The organism is Xanthomonas sp. NCPPB 3442, assembly GCF_056725145.1.
In genome coordinates this window covers 4,596,399-4,612,522 of record NZ_CM161514.1, presented here as the reverse complement: position 1 = coordinate 4,612,522, position 16,124 = coordinate 4,596,399, and the positions used below count along the sequence as shown (strand labels likewise).

9 protein-coding genes are annotated in these 16,124 nt (G+C 65.7%); 5 read left to right on the top strand and 4 right to left on the bottom strand.

The genetic code is table 11. The annotated features are described in order from the left end of the window. Positions 1-577 precede the first annotated feature (577 nt). Positions 578-979, top strand: coding sequence for a hypothetical protein (locus tag AC1POX_RS19960; protein ID WP_372356517.1), 402 nt, complete (start codon positions 578-580; stop codon positions 977-979). Positions 980-1,221: 242 nt separating this feature from the next. On the opposite strand, the gene AC1POX_RS19955 is transcribed toward AC1POX_RS19960, so the two are convergent. Then, a complete protein-coding gene (locus tag AC1POX_RS19955; protein ID WP_007974834.1) occupies positions 1,222-1,563 on the bottom strand; it encodes an HPF/RaiA family ribosome-associated protein in 342 nt (113 codons plus the stop codon). Between the two features lie 352 nt (positions 1,564-1,915). On the opposite strand from AC1POX_RS19955, the gene AC1POX_RS19950 reads away from it, so the two are divergent. Further along, on the top strand, positions 1,916-4,306 hold the full coding sequence (locus AC1POX_RS19950; protein ID WP_228735371.1) for a DUF3772 domain-containing protein: 2,391 nt from the start codon (positions 1,916-1,918) through the stop codon (positions 4,304-4,306). Between the two features lie 96 nt (positions 4,307-4,402). On the opposite strand, the gene AC1POX_RS19945 is transcribed toward AC1POX_RS19950, so the two are convergent. Beyond that, entirely contained in the window at positions 4,403-6,511 is a 2,109-nt protein-coding gene (locus AC1POX_RS19945; RefSeq protein WP_372356516.1) for a phosphoglycerol transferase I, read from the bottom strand. A gap of 694 nt (positions 6,512-7,205) precedes the next feature. After that, complete coding sequence (locus AC1POX_RS19940; RefSeq protein ID WP_033478989.1) at positions 7,206-8,924, bottom strand: ABC1 kinase family protein; 1,719 nt, start codon at positions 8,922-8,924, stop codon at positions 7,206-7,208. A 243-nt stretch (positions 8,925-9,167) separates the two neighbouring features. Here AC1POX_RS19940 and AC1POX_RS19935 point away from each other — a divergent pair, with 243 nt between their 5' ends. After that, positions 9,168-10,109, top strand: a complete 942-nt coding sequence (locus AC1POX_RS19935; protein WP_303400290.1) for a DUF808 domain-containing protein — start codon at positions 9,168-9,170, stop codon at positions 10,107-10,109. A gap of 86 nt (positions 10,110-10,195) precedes the next feature. Here the strand turns inward: AC1POX_RS19935 and AC1POX_RS19930 are convergent, their stop codons facing one another. After that, on the bottom strand, positions 10,196-11,824 hold the full coding sequence (locus tag AC1POX_RS19930; RefSeq protein ID WP_014089156.1) for a GGDEF domain-containing protein: 1,629 nt from the start codon (positions 11,822-11,824) through the stop codon (positions 10,196-10,198). Positions 11,825-12,311: 487 nt separating this feature from the next. On the opposite strand from AC1POX_RS19930, the gene glgA reads away from it, so the two are divergent. Continuing rightward, positions 12,312-13,895, top strand: a complete 1,584-nt coding sequence (glgA, locus tag AC1POX_RS19925; protein WP_008575489.1) for a glycogen synthase GlgA — start codon at positions 12,312-12,314, stop codon at positions 13,893-13,895. After that, positions 13,892-16,123: a 1,4-alpha-glucan branching enzyme gene (locus tag AC1POX_RS19920; protein WP_031420814.1), complete on the top strand. Its 2,232-nt coding sequence runs from the start codon at positions 13,892-13,894 to the stop codon at positions 16,121-16,123. Before glgA ends, AC1POX_RS19920 begins: the two co-directional genes overlap by 4 nt. Position 16,124 lies beyond the last annotated feature (1 nt).

The following is a 16,124-nucleotide window of genomic DNA, read 5'->3' as shown; positions in this document are numbered from 1 at the left end:
GCTGCGCTCAGCTGCCCGTGCAACCAGAGCGTGACTTCTTCGCTCGCAATCGATGCGCCCAGGCGTCCCTGCTATCCACGGCCACCTTGCGTGGTATGTGTCATCGTCGTCGGCGAGCTTGAAGTTCGCATGAATCCACAGAATCTTGACGCGCGCTTGGCGAAACGATCATTCCACATCCGAACAATCAATTCGTCTGTGCTGGCCAAATATGTTTGCTGCCGCGGCCGTCCTTGCAGGGACGAAGACGTGCGCGTGTGTGCGCCAGCGTGGAGACATGCGTTGGTTGATGGGCGTCGGTGCCCGCGCGGATCGATGGCGCGATGACGGGGTGGAGTGTTCGAGCGATCGCCCAGGACGCGTAGTGTGGCTTGGAGAGCAGATGGCAGCATTTCCGAGCACCAAGATCGCGAAGCCAACAAGGTGCAACCGCACCGAGGCTGCAGTCGGCCGTTTGAGCCGCGTTTTCCCTACCACCACTGCGACTTCTGTTTCTGCGCATACCCTGATTCGCATGCCAGCCACACGCTGCCGAACCCTGCGGACCGGGGCGAGCCGGGCTGGAGGAGGGAGTCGAGTGGCTGCGTCGGTCCGTGGCCAGTCCGCTGTCGAGCGATTGCATTGCTGCGATCATGGAAAATTGCAGCAGCGGTTGGCTATTTTTCCAGGCCTTGCGATTACGGTGACTCGCCTGGGAGTTGCCGGGAACTCGAACGGGCTGACTTACGAATCTGCCGGTAAGAAATGGAGATCGAAAGTCGAACTGCGCAAGGCGAGTTTGATCGGTTTGCTGCCGGACTCAAGACATAATCCCGTGCTGCTGTGGGAAGCAAACCATACGTATACCTTCAGCAATGCCGTGCAATGGGCGAAAGGATCCAGGCTACGTTGCACCCGATTGGTGCGGCTCAGCCTGTCGCTACGCGGGTTATCCGCGTCGCTGGTCATGAGCCCAGTTGCCTGGACGCTGCTGGCGTAAAAGCCAGAGATCAGCTCGACAATCCTAAAAATCGGCGCCGTGTGCTTGGGATTGGGCTCTTTCCGTAAGCACCAAGAGATTCAAAGCATTCGGCCCGCCGCAAGATGAGTGCGACGGGCCGAATGCCGTTTAATGGTCACAGGTTTTGGAGGGGCGCTTCGCGCATCGCTAGATGACGTGCCGCGATGCCATCGCCGCAAAGGTTGGCAGCCGCCGAGGCAGATGCCAACCTCCAGATCAGATCAAAGCATGTCCGGCGGCGGGGCGGTGGCCTTGGAGTGCTGCTTGCCGCGTGCATGTTCGATGGCAGTGCGCAGTTTGCGCGCAGCTCCGGTCACGGCAGAGGCCGTCGTTTCGGCGCTGTTGGTAGCCGCGATCGGCGGCAGGCCGGCGACGTGCGCCTCGATGCTGCAGGTTCGATCCGCCGCGCCGCCGCGCTGGCCGTTCTCATCACGCAAATGCACTTCCACACGGGTGATGTCGCTGGCGAAATGGGCCAGCTGGGCGGTGCAGGTCTTTTCGACATGCGCCACAACGGACGGATCGTGTGGCACGTGCTTGTCGGTCTGGATCTGAATCTGCATAGAGGATCTCCTTCGCGGTCATCCGCTGCGTCTGCCGCAGCGGTGGCTCGATTCTGCGTCAGCGGCGTGTTGTCGCAAAGTGACAACGCGGCATGCCCATTCATGCGCTAGCAGGGTCCTCTGCCGCCATCGCCGCGGTGCAACGAGATCGTCCGATCGGTTCGCGGACCCAGACCTGCCGCGGCTGAATCACCGGTCCCGGGCAATCGGCTCGATCAGGGGCGGTGCCTTAAGATGCCGGCACCCGCGGTCGCCCGCGCCTGTTCGATGCCTGCCTGTGTCCGAATTCCGATTTACCTGTGGTGCCCGTCAGGGCTTGTTGCGGCGTCTGTTGTTGCTTGCCGCGCTGGGGATGGTCTGTGTTGGCACGGCTGTGGCCCAGGACGAGGACACGGTGCTGGAGACCGCGCAGACCCAACTGGACAGCATGCAAAAGGTGCTGACCCAAGCCGAAGCGGGGATGGAAAAGTCCGACACCGACCAGTTGCGCAAGCTGGCTGACGATGTCACCGGCGCACAGCGCCAGGCCCAGGATCTGGCGCGCTCGCTGGAGCCTCCGTTGAAGGAGCTGTCTGTCCGGCTGGCCGGGCTTGGCGAAGAGCAGAAGACCGACCCACCAGATCTACGCGACCAACGCCGCGCGCTCACGCGAGAGCGCAACGGGCTAGATGCCGAGCTCAAGCGGGCGAACCTGCTGGCACTGGATGCCAAGGATCTCGCCGACCGGCTCGAAGGCGAGCGCGCCCAGCGCTTCAGCGAGAAGCTCTCCGCGCGCGCTGCCTCGCCGCTGTCGCCCGCGTTGTGGAATGAGATCGCGCGGGAATGGCCCGACGACCGAGCGCGCCTGCAGGCGCTGTCCGACAAGGCCGTACAGGCGGTGCGCACCGGCACAGCGACCAATGGCGTCGCCGGTCTGATGATCGGAACGCTGGCGGCATTGATGCTGGCATTTCCGTTGCGCATCTTCCTGCGTCACCTGGGGCGGCGGTATGCGGCCTCGCGCGCGCCCGGTGGCCGCTTGCGGCGCTCCGGCCTTGCACTGTGGTTTTTGTTGGTGGGCACCCTGACGCTGGGCATGGCGGCATGGGCGTTGGCCGAGAGCGTCCGCGCACTGAGCGAGCTGCCGACCGATCTGGAGCAGCTGCTGAGTGCATTTGTGGTGATCAGTTGCGTGGCGGCCTTCGTCGGTTCGCTCAGCGCCAGCCTATTGATGAAGCACCAGCCCACCTGGCGTCTGTTCCCGTTGGACGATGCCACTGTCGATCGTTTGCGTGTGCATTGTCTTGCCACGGCCGCGGTGAGCTGGTTTAGCGGTATGGCGATCAGAATCAACGACGTGGCGCGCAGCAGCAGCGCATTAACCATCGCTACCGATGCAGTTGCCGCGCTGTTGTATGCGGGGTTGATCCTGTCGGCGCTGGCTGGCCTGACCCTGTCGTTGCGCGCTCATGCCGCAAACGTGGGCGCGGCCGATGCGGACAGCAGCGCACCACCGCCGGTGGTGTCGCGTGGCGGCGGTTACATCGTGCTGATCCGTCTGCTGGGCCATCTGGCGGTGATCTTCGCGTTAGTGGCGGCCTTGTTCGGCTACATCAATCTGGCACTGTTCGTCGAGCAGCAGATCATCTGGATCACCCTGGTGTGCAGCGTGCTCGCGCTACTGGTGATGTTTGCCGACGACCTGACGACCTGGGTGTTCAAGCCGGAGAGCCGTTTCAGCCGAGCGCTGTCGCATGCACTGAATGTCGGCAGCGGGCGGTTGGTGCAGGTAGGGTTACTGATCTCTGCGGCAGTACGCGTGCTGCTGGTGCTACTAGGCATTGCCGCGCTGGTGACGCCGTACGGCGCCAACCTCGCCGCAGTGACCGGCTGGTTGGAAAACGTTTCGCACGGTATTGCAATTGGCAAGGAACTTGTCATCACGCCCGGCGACGTGGCCAGGGCGCTGTGTGTGTTCCTGCTCGGCATGGGTCTGGTCCATGTGGTGCAGAAGTGGCTGCTCAACACCTATCTGCCCAAGACCGAACTGGACGCGGGAGCGCGGAATTCGATCAGCACGGTGGCGCGCTATCTGGGCTGGTTGATCGTGGTGGTGTGGGGGCTCACGGCGCTGGGTCTGGATTTGAAGCGGTTGGCGCTGGTGTTGAGCGCACTGTCGGTGGGCATTGGTTTTGGTCTGCAGGCGATTACGCAGAACTTCGTGTCCGGGTTGATCTTGCTGGCCGAGCGGCCGGTCAAGATCGGCGATTGGGTGCGTATCGGCGATCAGGAAGGCGACGTGCGCAAGATCAGCGTGCGAGCGACCGAAATCCAGGTGGGCGACCGCTCCACGTTGATCGTGCCCAACTCGGAGTTGATCACCAAGAGCGTGCGCAACATGACGCTGTCCAATCCGATGGGCCGTGTGCAGTTGCAGTTCTCGGTGCCGCTGGAAACCGACGTGGCCAGGGTGCGCGACATGTTGCTGGCCTTGTTCGCCGAGCACGAGAAGGTGCTGGCCGAACCGGCGCCATCGGTGTTCATCGATTCGCTGGCCGGCGGGCACGTCAATTTCAACTCGTTCGCCTACGTGAGCAGTCCGCGCGATTCGTATGGCGTGCGCAGCCAGCTGTTCTTCGCGCTGCTGCAGCGCATGGCGACGGTGGGCATTGCGTTGCAGTCGCCGCAGGAGATCCGCTTCAGTCGTGCAGGGGCCGCCGTGGCACGCGAGGCCGGAGATGGTGCGCCTGCGTCGGATGACTGAGCTGGCGAGGTCGACGAGGGCTGCGCAGCGGCAAGTCGGTCGGCTTGCGCTGATTGCACAACCATGCCTGACCATCGATGGACGCATGTCGGCACATCAGGAGCGATCCGCCACCGGGATGTCCTTGACCAAGGCCAGGTCGTCCACGCTGACGTCTTCGGTGTAATCCAGCCAGGCACGAATCTCCAGGTCTTCCACCGCATGTTCCAGGCCCACCGGCATGCGGATGCGCCCGGCGGCGTCGGGCACGACCCATTGCTGTGCCAGCACGACCTTACGTTCGGAGGACACCGCTTCCACCCAGAACGCGCGCGTGGGCCGGCGCTTGGCGTATAGCTCGAGCATGTAGCGGCCGGCATCGGTCTTGCGCGCAGCCTGGGTGAGCATGATCGGCTGACGCACGCGCGGACGCGGGCCCTGCTGGGTGGCTTCCAGCGGCGCGTCGACGGCGATGCCGCGGGTGAGGTCCGGGTCGCGATACAGCTTCATGCTCTGGTGGCGGTCCACCACCAGCGCACACCAGTGGCCATCGGCCGAGCCGTCTTCGAATGCCGTGCAGCGGTCCACATAGGCCAGCGTGCCCTTGGAATGCGTGCGGTCGAACTGACGCGAAGTGTTTTCCAGGTACACCGTTTTCAGGTTGGTGTCCTTGTCGTATTCCAGCAGCACCGGTGGGCGCACCTGTTGCACGCCGACCACCACATCGCCATTGCCATTGATGCGCAGCATGCGCGTACTGCGCCCGGTCCACAGCGTGCGCGCGTAGGCCAGGTAGCGCGGATAGTCCTTGCCGCTGTCGCGGCTGGCGGCCGCGCTGGCACTGGGTGGGGCATCGCGGGCCAGCAACGAGCGGCCAAAGCCCAGCGTGCGCATGCCTGGTTCCAGCAACTGCAGCAGCGTTGCGCCCGAATCGAGCGTGCTGCCTGCGCGCGTGTGGACCTGTTGTGGCGCGATGTCCTTGCCCAGGAACAACAGCAGGTTCTCGCGTTTCTGCTTGGCCAGCACGTCGCTCAGGTCGTTGGGCATGGCCAGATGATCGGAGGCGATGACGATGATGGTGTTTTTGCCATACCGGCTGCTGCGGATGCGTGCGACGAGTTCGCCGATCAAACGGTCGCTGCATTTGATTGCATGCAGCAGACCGATATCGCCCAGTGCGCTGTCGTACTGCTGGCCCTTGCACGCCAGTGGCAGGTGGCCGGCCGGATGGTGGGTGTCCATGGTCAGCGTGGTCAGCATGAAGGGTTGGCCGGCACGCGACAGCGTCTGGAAGGTATCCCAGGCGTCGTCCAGCAGGACATCGTCGTGCACGCCCCATGCAGAAAAATGCTTTGGCGCGACACCCTGGTCGTGGAAATGGTGCACGTCATGCACCACGTCGAAGCCATGACTGGACAGGAAACGGCCCTTGCCGGCGAAGCTGGCATCGGCACCGCCCACGTAATGATTGCGGTAGCCCTGATCCTTGAGGTAATCGCCCAGGCAGCGCGCTTCGGGCAGGAACATGCCCATGCGGTCCATGCTGTTCTCGTCGCCCGGCGCGGTGGTGAGCGGCACGCCACACATCGAGGCGACCATGCCGGCGATGGTCCAGCCGCTGCCTTCGGCGGAGGCGAGATTGCGTACGTCCACCGCTTCGGACGCAAGCGCGCGCAAATTGGGCATCAGGCCCGGAAACACCTGTTCGTCGAAGTAGGTGCGCTCCAGGCTTTCGCCATAGATCCAGACGATGTTCTTGCGCTTGTGCAGCGGTTGCTGCGGCACCTGGTATTCCGGCACCACGGTGGCGTAATCGACCGGGCGCAGCTGGTAGTACAGGCGCTTGCCATCGCGATACAGCGGGCTTGCGGCGATGCCGACCAGCAACATGCCCACAAAGCCTGCGAACACGGCGCCGCCACCACGCGGACGCTGGAAGCGGCGTACCCGCACCAGCAACAGCGGGCTCAGCGAGAGCAGCAGCATGCCGACGAAAACCGCGATATAGCCGGAAAAGTCGCTGACGCCGGCGCCATCCATGTCGGCGCGCAGGTGATACAGCGTGGCTGCATTGATACCGTCGCCGCTGAGCCGGTCGACCAATCCCCAGACGCTGAGCAGCAGCAGAAAGAGCGACAACAGGCCAGCCTTGAGCCATGCCAGACGCGGAGAGGCGACCAACAGCCACAGCAATAGCAACAACGAAACCAACAACATCCAATGCATGCGCAGCGTCCGTGGGGGAATGGTGCGAGCGCGTACCGGACGCCTTGCTCGCCATGTCCTGTGCGCCACCTGCAATGTGACACCCGGATGACGGACTATGCCGCGCCGAAGCTGACTGAAATGTTTGTTGCAGACAGATCCGGCCTGACCTCCGGCCCAGCATCGCCGGACAGCGGCGACGCATCCGTGCGCACCAACCAGTGCGAAGATGCTGAAGCGCAGGTGGCGTCAGATGCCTTGCGCCCACGCGTGATAGTGGTTGTGCTCGCTGCGGCGCTGCTGCACGCAGCGAGCAGGGGTGGGGACACCGTGGTGTGCGCAGGACGCCTGCAATCCGCTGCATCGAGCACGATGCAAGACGCACGAACGGAACCGGCGCTTTTTTGCACCGTTCGCTGCGTGTCGCGCACGCATTCAATGCGGAGAGCACAGGCGCTACGCCTGACGCGCAATCGCTTACACCTGCCTGCGCGGTTGAACGGACTGTCGACACGATAAGAAGCAGTCGTCACTGAACGTGGACAGCGCGCAGCAACCGTCGCTTACACGTCACATGCCGGTTCCGGCCGCGCCCGCCGGGTGCGTGCGGCGCGGTCTTGTCAGGGGCACTTGTTCGCAGGCTGGTGACTGACGCAGACCCAATGCCTGCCCGCAGGGCACCAAGGCGCCCACCTGCGGCAACCAGCCCTAACGGCTAGCGGTGCCCACGCTCTTCGCGCGCTCGCACGCGGCGGTCGAACAGCAACGCACTGACCACGATGCCCAGCCCCAGCACGACCCCGAGCAGGAACAGCACCATCGCAATAGCCGGGTAGCCCCATAGCTTCAAGCCGGTTTCGATGCGCATCATCTGCGCCGACGCCATGATCAGCGCAGCCGTGACGATGCCCGCCGCCACGCGGTTGGCGATCTTCTGCAGGCTTTCCATCAGGTGCGATTCTTCCAGCCCGGTGACGCGCATCTGCAGGCGGTTTTCCGCAGCCAGCGACAGAATCTCGGACATGCGGCGCGGTCCTTCGCGCACCAGGTGCTGCAGTTCCATCGCCTCGCTGGCCAGGTTGGCCGCGGACAGGGATTTCTTCAGGCGCGCGCGCATCACGTGCTGCAGATGGCGCTCGACGATGCGGCGGGTATCCAGCGTGGGCGACAACGCGCGGCACACGCCTTCCAGATTCAGCAAGGTCTTGCCGAGCAGGCTCAACTCCGGCGGCGTCCGCAATCCGGTCGAGGTGGCGATGCGCACCAGATCCAGCACCACCCGGCCTTCGGAGGTGGCATCGTGCGCTGCGTAGCGCGCGATCATCTGCCCGGTTTCGCGCTGGTAGCGTTCTTCGTCGTAATCCTCCAGCCGCGTGCTCAGCGCAATGGTCTCTTCGGCCACTTCCTCGCCGCGCCCATCGACCGCGGCAAACAGCAACTTGAGCAGGCGCTCGCGCAGGCGCGGCGGCACATGCGCCACCATGCCCAGGTCGAAGATGGCCAGACGCCCGTCCTGCAGCACCCGCAAATTGCCCGGATGCGGGTCGGCATGGATTTCGCCATGCACGAACATCTGGTCCAGATACCCCTTGACCAGTTCCGCGGCCAGCTCGTCCATCGGCTGTTCGGTGCGGCGAAGACCGGAGATCTTGTCCACGCGCACGCCTTCGGCCAGCTGCATGGTCAGCACCTTGCGGCTGCTCAGGTCCCACACCGGTTGCGGCACCCACAGCAAGGGGAACGGCTTGAGGTGCTTGCCGAAGCGCGCCAGGGTCTCGGCTTCGTCTTCGTAGTTGAGCTCGGCGCGCAGGGTCTTGCCGAATTCGCCCAGCCAGTCGGCAAAGCGCACACGCCGGCCAATGCCGGTGAGACGGTCGGCGGCAGTGGCGAAGCTCTTGAGCACGTCCAGATCCGAACGCACCTGCGCGGCCACTTCGGGCTTCTGCACCTTGATCGCCACCGGCGTGCCGTCGCGCAGCGCAGCGCGGTGCACCTGCGCCAGCGAGGCGCAGCCCAGCGGGACCGGGTCGAAGAACGAGAACGCCTTGTTGACCGAGACCCCGAGCTCTTCCTCGATGATCTGGCGGATGCGCTCCACCGGCACCGAGCTGGTGTTCTCCTGCATGCGCTCCAGCGCGGTGGCAAATTCCGGCGGCACGATGTCCGGCCGGGTCGACAGCATCTGGCCCAGTTTGACGAAGGTGGGCCCGAGCGATTCCAGGTCGGAGACGAACTGGTCCGGGGTGCCTTCTGCGGGCACTTCGTATTCGTTGATGGCCGCCGGGTCCAGGTTCATGCCAGCGAACACGCCCGAGCCGCGATAGCGCAACAACAAGCGCAGGATCTGCGTGCGCCGGCTCATGCCGCCAACCACGGCATGATCTGCCGGGCTTGCGGCCGGGGCGCGGTGCGGGTCGTTGTGACTCAAGGCCATCTCCGGGGGCGTCATGCAGGCGGCGAGTGTGGCCAGCGACGGGTCGTCGCGTAGTGAATCCGCGCGCTCCCGCACACCGCAGGCAAACCTGCCCAAGGCGAGTACGAACGGCCGCAAGCGCAGGCGCTGCGGTGCCTGCATCGCTCTGCCAACAGCGTGCAACGACCGCGCAATGGCCGCTCATCACCCCACGCGGGTGCGGGATCGGCGAGAATTCGCGACCACCCCAGAAGGACCTTGCGCATGGCCGGTGCCAGCCTGTTCACCCTGCTCGACGACATCGCCACACTGCTGGACGACGTTTCCATCCTGACCAAGGTTGCGGCCAAGAAGACCGCAGGCGTGTTGGGCGACGATCTGGCGCTCAATGCGCAGCAGGTCACCGGCGTCACGGCCGACCGCGAATTGCCGGTGGTGTGGGCGGTAGCCAAGGGCTCGCTGGTCAACAAGATGATCCTGGTGCCGGCGGCGTTGGCGATCAGCGCGCTGGAAGCGTGGCTGCGCGGGCGCGGCTACAACGTCCCGTTGGTGATGCCGCTGATGATGATCGGTGGCGCCTACCTGTGCTTCGAGGGCGTGGAAAAGCTGGCGCACAAGTTTCTGCACAACGATGAGCAAGAAGCACAGCGGCATGCCGAACGCACCCGCGCGCTGGCCGACCAGAACGTGGACGTGGTGGCGCTGGAAAAGGACAAGGTGAAGGGCGCGATCCGCACCGATTTCATCCTTTCGGCAGAGATCATCGTGCTCTCGCTGGGCGTGGTCTCGGAGGTGTCCTTCGGGCAGCAGGTGGCGGTGCTGGTGGCCATTGCGCTGGCGATGACCATCGGCGTGTACGGCGTGGTCGCCGCGATCGTGAAGCTGGACGACCTGGGCCTGTACCTGACCAAGAAGGGCACCGCGCTGGCGGCGCTGGGCCGCGGCATCCTGGTGGCCGCGCCGTGGTTGATGAAGTTCCTGTCGGTGGCCGGCACGCTGGCGATGTTCCTGGTCGGCGGCGGCATCCTGGTGCACAACATCCCGGCGCTGCATCACCTGGTGGTGGATCTGGCCGAGTCGTCCGGCAGCATGGGCTGGCTGGTCGAGGCGCTGGGCAACATGCTGGTGGGCGTGGTCGCCGGCGCGCTCGTGCTCGGCGCGGTGATGCTGTTTCAGAAGCTGCGCGGAGCCAAGCCCGCGCATTGATGCACGGCGCGGCGCCAGGCCAGCCAGCACGGTACACGCCGCTTAGCGATCGCCCGGGTGCACCGTGCGTTCGCCGACGATCGCCGCTAATCGGCGTTGATCACCCGGTTCTTGCCAGCCGCCTTGGCGTCGTACATGGCGCGGTCGGCGCGGCGGATGACCTCGTCCTGGGTCTCGTCGGTCCCACGTAGCGCCACGCCGGCGCTGAAGCTGATGAACACGCGCACGTCGTCATGCAGCAGCGAGCGCTGCGACAGTGCGCGTTGCAGGCGGATCACTGCCGCGCTGGCTTCGAAGATGGTCGAGTCCGGCAGCAGCAGCACGAATTCCTCGCCGCCGAAGCGGGCGATGGCATCGGTGGTGCGCAGCACCGCCTTGGCCACCTCCACCGTGTGGCGCAGCGCGGCGTCGCCGCCGGCGTGGCCGTGGGTCTCGTTGAGGCGGCGGAAGTCGTCCAGGTCCAGCATTGCCACGCATAGGGGCTGGCCACTGCGCTGGGTGCGCACGGCTTCACGCTGGAACAATTCTTCGAAGCCGCGCCGGTTGAGCGCGCCGGTCAGTTGGTCTTCGCGCACCAGGCCGGCGACGTCCTTGAGCTCCTGTTCGAGCAAGGCGATGCGCTGTTCGGAATCTTCCACCTGCCGGCGTGCCGCGAGCAGTTCGTCGCGCGCTGCCAGGGCCTGTGCCTGTACGCCGGCGGTGTCCTGCAGCAGGTCCTGCAGCAGCCGGTTGAGGTCGGGGATGCCGCGCGCCTCGCCGATCGCCTGCGAATAGCCGGCAACGCGGTCGTGGTATTGCCCGGTGCTGGTGGCCATGCCGTCCAGCCGGTCGACGAAGGACACCATCATTTCGCGCATGGCGGTCTTGGACTCGGCGATGCCCTGCTTGAGCAGACCCTGCTTGTAGGTCACCTCGCGCAAGGTGCCGCGTGCCTGTTCGATGGAACTGACATCCAGCGGGCCGGAAATCAGTTGCCGCACCACCGAGATCTGGCCCTGCAACCAGCTGCGATCGTCCAGGAGTTCGCCGACGTTCTCCAGCAATAGGTCGAACAGGCCCAGTAACAGGTTCTGTTGTTCGCTGGCATCTTCGGCGCGCAGGCCGATCTGGTGGCTGAGTTCGCGCAGGCGTTGTTCCAGCGTGATCAGCTCGTGTCCGGGGCGCCAGTGGCGCAGCGCCGATGCCAGCGTTTGCGCCTCTTCGGCCAGCTCCGGGCTGCGTTGCAACAGCGTGGCCAGGGCATTGCCCAGCGCGTGGCGCAGCAGATCGCGCAGCTGCTCGGCTTCCGTGCGGCCTTCGGCCAGCGAATCGCCGATATCGATGGTGCGGATGTATTTGTCGATGAGCTGGCGCAAGGCACGGCCATAGCCGGGCCAATCGCCGGCCGCGTACGCCGCGCTCAGGCGCACGCCCATGTCGCCGAGCTCGCCATGCAGGCTGGCGATGCCTTCAGCGAACGCGAGCAGCAGCGCTTCGGGATGCGCGGCATGTGAGAACAGCCGTATCAGCAATGCAGTGGCAGCGGCCGGATCGTGTGCGCCGGACTTGGCCTTGGCCGGCACCAGCTGGTGCGCGGCCAGGCCATGACCGCTGCGCTCGCCATTGATCACCGTCGGCAGGGCAGCGGCAGGGCGCGCGGTGTCCGTGCCGCCCCAGGGCAACAGGCGGCGCAGCCCGCCACGGGGGCGGCTTGGGTGTTCGGGCTGGTCTGCCATGCGCCAGGGTCTCGAGAGGTCTTGTGCTAACGCTCGATATCGGCCCATGGAGGGGGCGCTTGAGCAAGCCGGGCCGTAGCGCGCGGCAACGGCATGCAGGCCGGGCGCGAAGCATGGTCGCCAGGCCCGAAACAAGGCATTGATGAACCGGTTACCCGGATGAGGGCGAACGCGGCCGGAAGTTCCCGCATTCGGTGCATGTCACGGCCAACGCACCGAGACGGGGATGTCATCGCACTGCAATGTGGCGCTTATGCCTTGAGGCGTGCGCAACTGCGCGTAAAGGAATGTGGGCTGTCGCAGAAAAGTCAGCACGTGTTCACGCATATTTTATTTGGTCGGGGTGTAGATTCCTCTGCAAGGGCGACGTGGAGTACGCGCGTTGCCCACGCTCCTCACTCGTAGCAAGTCGTCTGGCTGAATCGGCAGACGGCGGTTTTCGCTTCGCCGTTTTTCCGTCTCCACCCACATTACGACGGATGTTTCGATGGTTGCCATGATGCCGCTTCACGCTACTACCGCACGCTTAGAGCGCAGCACGCTGCTCCCGACTCTGAAAAAGAGCGGGCGCCCGCGCGATGCGCGTGGCCGCTTCATCCGTCACCACGAGCGCTTGCCGGTCTCGTTGGCAGACACGCGCGGTGCCTTGTTCGTGGTGTCGGAAATGGCGGACTTCATCAAGGCCGGCGGGTTGGGCGATGTGGCGGCCGCGTTGCCGCGCGCGCTGCGCCACCGCTACGACGTACGTGTGCTGATCCCTGGCTACCGCGCCGTGCTCGAGCGTGCGGGCAAGGTGGAGATCGTGGGCCGCGTGTTGGCGCATGCCGCGCTGCCGGCCTGCGACATCGGCCGCATCGTGCAATCGGACGGGCTGCCGATCTATATCCTGCTGTCCAAGGAGTTGTTCGAACGCGACGGCTCGCCCTATGTGAGCACCAGCGGTTCGGAGTTCGAGGACAACGCGATCCGCTTTGCCACCTTGTCGCATGCCGCCGCGCAGATTGCGGCCGGCCACGCCGGCCTGGGCTGGAAACCGCGCCTGCTGCATCTCAACGACTGGCCCTGCGCGCTGGCGGCCGGCTATGTGCGCTGGTCCGGCGGCACCACGCCGTGCCTGCTGACCATCCATAACCTGGCCTACCAGGGCCTGGTGCCGTATTCGATGGCTGCCGCGCTGGGCATCCCTGCCGAGCGAGTGGCCGAGCTGGAGTTCTATGGGCAGATGTCGTTCCTGCGCGGCGGCATCGTCAATGCCGACCACGTCAACACGGTCAGCGTCAGCTACGCCAAGCAGATCACCGGCCCGGCACAGGGCTGCGGCCTGGACCGGCTGTTGGCCGGTCGCGCTGCCAAGGGCGCGCTCACCGGCATCGTCAACGGCATCGACGCCAGCTGGGATCCGCGCACCGATGAATACCTGGATTCGCACTTCAGCGTGAACCAGTGGCAGGGCCGGCAGGCCAATGCAGCGCAGGTGCGCAAGGCATTCGGGCTGCGCGAGAGCACCGGCCCGCTGTTTGCGGTGGTGTCGCGGCTGGTGCATCAGAAAGGCCTGGACCTGATTTGCGAGGTGGCCCCGCAGATCGTGGCCGCTGGCGGCCAGATCGCGGTGATCGGCGGCGGCGAGCCGGAGATCGAACGGCAGGTGGCCGAGCTGACCAGGCGCTATCCCGGTCAGGTGGGCGCCTTCATCGGCTTCGAGGAAGGCCTGGCGCGGCGCATGTTCGCCGGTGCCGACTTCCTGCTGATGCCCTCGCGCTTCGAGCCCTGCGGCCTGAGCCAGATGTATGCGCAGCGCTTCGGCTGCCTGCCAATCGCGCATGCGACCGGCGGGCTGATCGACACCGTGGACGATGGCGTGACCGGCTTCCTGTTCCAGCACGCCAGCGTCGAAGCGCTGCGCCGCTGCCTGGAGCGCGCCTTCCGCACCTTCCGCCTGCCCAGCCTGCTGTCTGCGATGCGGCGCGCGGCCATGTTGCGTCCCAGCGGTTGGGACGTGGCAGGCAAGAAATACCTCTCGCTCTACGAACACACCGCCGCAACCGCGCCCGCGCTCGCGACGGTGTCATGAGCGAACGGCAGGGCGGGCAGGAGCAGCGCACGGAAGCGGACGGCATGACCACGGAAGGGATCTCAGAAACGTCGCAGACCCTGCAAGCCCTGGCCAACGGCTTGCCGGCCGATGCCTTTGCGGTGCTTGGACCGAAACCGCTGGCCGATGGCCGCCGTCAGGTGCGCGTGTTGGCACCGGGCGCCGAGGCGATGGGCTTGATCGACCCGCGCGGCAAGCTGCTCGCGCGCATGCAGGCCAGCGCCATCGATGGCGTCTTCGAAGGCATCCTGGCGGCCGATGGGCCGTACCGGCTGCGCATCGTGTGGCCAGACAGGGTGCAGGAGGTCGAAGACCCGTACGCGTTCGCGGCCACGTTGGACGAATCGCTGTTGCTGCAGATCGCTGCCGGCGATGGCCAGGCCGTGCGTCGTGCGCTGGGCGCGCAGCATGTCCACTGTGGCGATGTGCCGGGCGTGCGCTTTGCGGTGTGGGCACCCCATGCCCAACGCGTGGCGGTGGTTGGCGACTTCAACGGCTGGGACGTGCGGCGGCATCCGATGCGGCAGCGCATCGGTGGCTTTTGGGAACTCTTCCTGCCGCGCGTGGAAGCCGGCGCCCGGTACAAATATGCCGTCACCGCAGCCGATGGGCGGGTGCTGCTCAAGGCCGACCCGGTGGCCCGGCAAACCGAATTGCCGCCGGCAACCGCTTCGGTGGTGCCCAGCGCCGCCGCATTCGCCTGGACCGATGCGGCCTGGATGGCCAACCGCGACCCCGGCGCCGTGCCGGCGCCGCTGTCGATCTACGAGGTGCATGCCGCCTCCTGGCGCCGCGACGGACACAACCAACCGCTGGACTGGCCAACGCTGGCCGAGCAGTTGATTCCTTACGTACAGCAGCTCGGCTTCACGCATATCGAATTGCTGCCGATCACCGAACACCCGTTCGGCGGTTCCTGGGGCTATCAGCCGCTGGGCCTGTATGCGCCCACCGCGCGCCATGGCAGCCCGGACGGCTTTGCGCAGTTCGTCGATGCCTGTCACCGCGCCGGGATCGGCGTGATCCTGGATTGGGTCAGCGCGCACTTTCCCGATGACGCGCACGGCCTGGCCCAGTTCGACGGCGCCGCGCTGTACGAGCATGCCGACCCGCGCGAAGGCATGCATCGCGACTGGAATACGCTGATCTACAACTACGGTCGGCCGGAAGTGACCGCTTACCTGCTGGGCAGCGCGCTGGAATGGATCGAGCATTACCACCTCGACGGCCTGCGCGTGGATGCGGTGGCCTCGATGCTGTATCGCGACTACGGCCGCGCCGAAGGCGAGTGGGTGCCCAATGCGCATGGCGGCCGCGAGAACCTGGAGGCGGTCGCGTTCCTGCGCCAGCTCAACCGCGAAATCGCCACCCAGTTCCCCGGCGTGCTCACCATTGCCGAAGAATCCACCGCCTGGCCGGGCGTGACCGCCGCGATCAGCGATGGCGGCCTGGGCTTCACCCACAAATGGAACATGGGCTGGATGCACGACACGCTGGGCTACATGCAGCGCGATCCGGCCGAACGTGCGCAGCACCATAGCCAGCTCACCTTCGGGCTGGTGTACGCCTTCGACGAACGCTTCGTGTTGCCGCTCTCGCACGATGAAGTGGTGCACGGCACCGGGGGCCTGCTCGGGCAGATGCCGGGCGATGACTGGCGCCGCTTCGCCAACCTGCGCGCCTACCTGGCGCTGATGTGGGCGCACCCGGGCGACAAACTGCTGTTCATGGGCGCCGAGTTCGGCCAATGGGCCGACTGGAATCACGACCAGTCGCTGGACTGGCATCTGCTGGACGGCGCGCGCCATCGTGGCATGCAGCAACTGGTGGGCGATCTCAACGCCGCACTGCGCCGCACGCCGGCGCTGTATCGCGGCAGCCATCGCGCCGACGGCTTCGACTGGAGCGTGGCCGACGATGCGCGCAACAGCGTGCTGGCGTTCGTCCGCCACGATCCTGCCGGCGGCGCACCGTTGCTGGCAGTGAGCAACCTCACCCCGCAACCGCATCACGACTATCACGTGGGGGTGCCGCGTGCTGGCCTCTGGCGCGAGATCCTCAACACCGACAGTGCCCATTACGGCGGCAGCAACCTCGGTAACAGCGGTCGCCTGGCGACCGAGCCGGTGGGCATGCATGGGCATGCGCAACGTCTGCGCCTGACCCTACCGCCGCTGGCCACGATCTATCTGCAAGCGGAGAAATAAC

What these genes read in the sequence shown, in the direction of transcription:
- AC1POX_RS19955 (WP_007974834.1), bottom strand. Translation starts at nt 1,563, where the DNA reads ATGCAGATTCAGATCCAGACCGACAAGCACGTGCCACACGATCCGTCC.
- AC1POX_RS19950 (WP_228735371.1), top strand. Translation starts at nt 1,916, where the DNA reads ATGGTCTGTGTTGGCACGGCTGTGGCCCAGGACGAGGACACGGTGCTG.
- AC1POX_RS19945 (WP_372356516.1), bottom strand. Translation starts at nt 6,511, where the DNA reads ATGCATTGGATGTTGTTGGTTTCGTTGTTGCTATTGCTGTGGCTGTTG.
- AC1POX_RS19940 (WP_033478989.1), bottom strand. Translation starts at nt 8,924, where the DNA reads ATGGCCTTGAGTCACAACGACCCGCACCGCGCCCCGGCCGCAAGCCCG.
- AC1POX_RS19935 (WP_303400290.1), top strand. Translation starts at nt 9,168, where the DNA reads ATGGCCGGTGCCAGCCTGTTCACCCTGCTCGACGACATCGCCACACTG.
- AC1POX_RS19930 (WP_014089156.1), bottom strand. Translation starts at nt 11,824, where the DNA reads ATGGCAGACCAGCCCGAACACCCAAGCCGCCCCCGTGGCGGGCTGCGC.
- glgA (WP_008575489.1), top strand. Translation starts at nt 12,312, where the DNA reads ATGGTTGCCATGATGCCGCTTCACGCTACTACCGCACGCTTAGAGCGC.
- AC1POX_RS19920 (WP_031420814.1), top strand. Translation starts at nt 13,892, where the DNA reads ATGAGCGAACGGCAGGGCGGGCAGGAGCAGCGCACGGAAGCGGACGGC.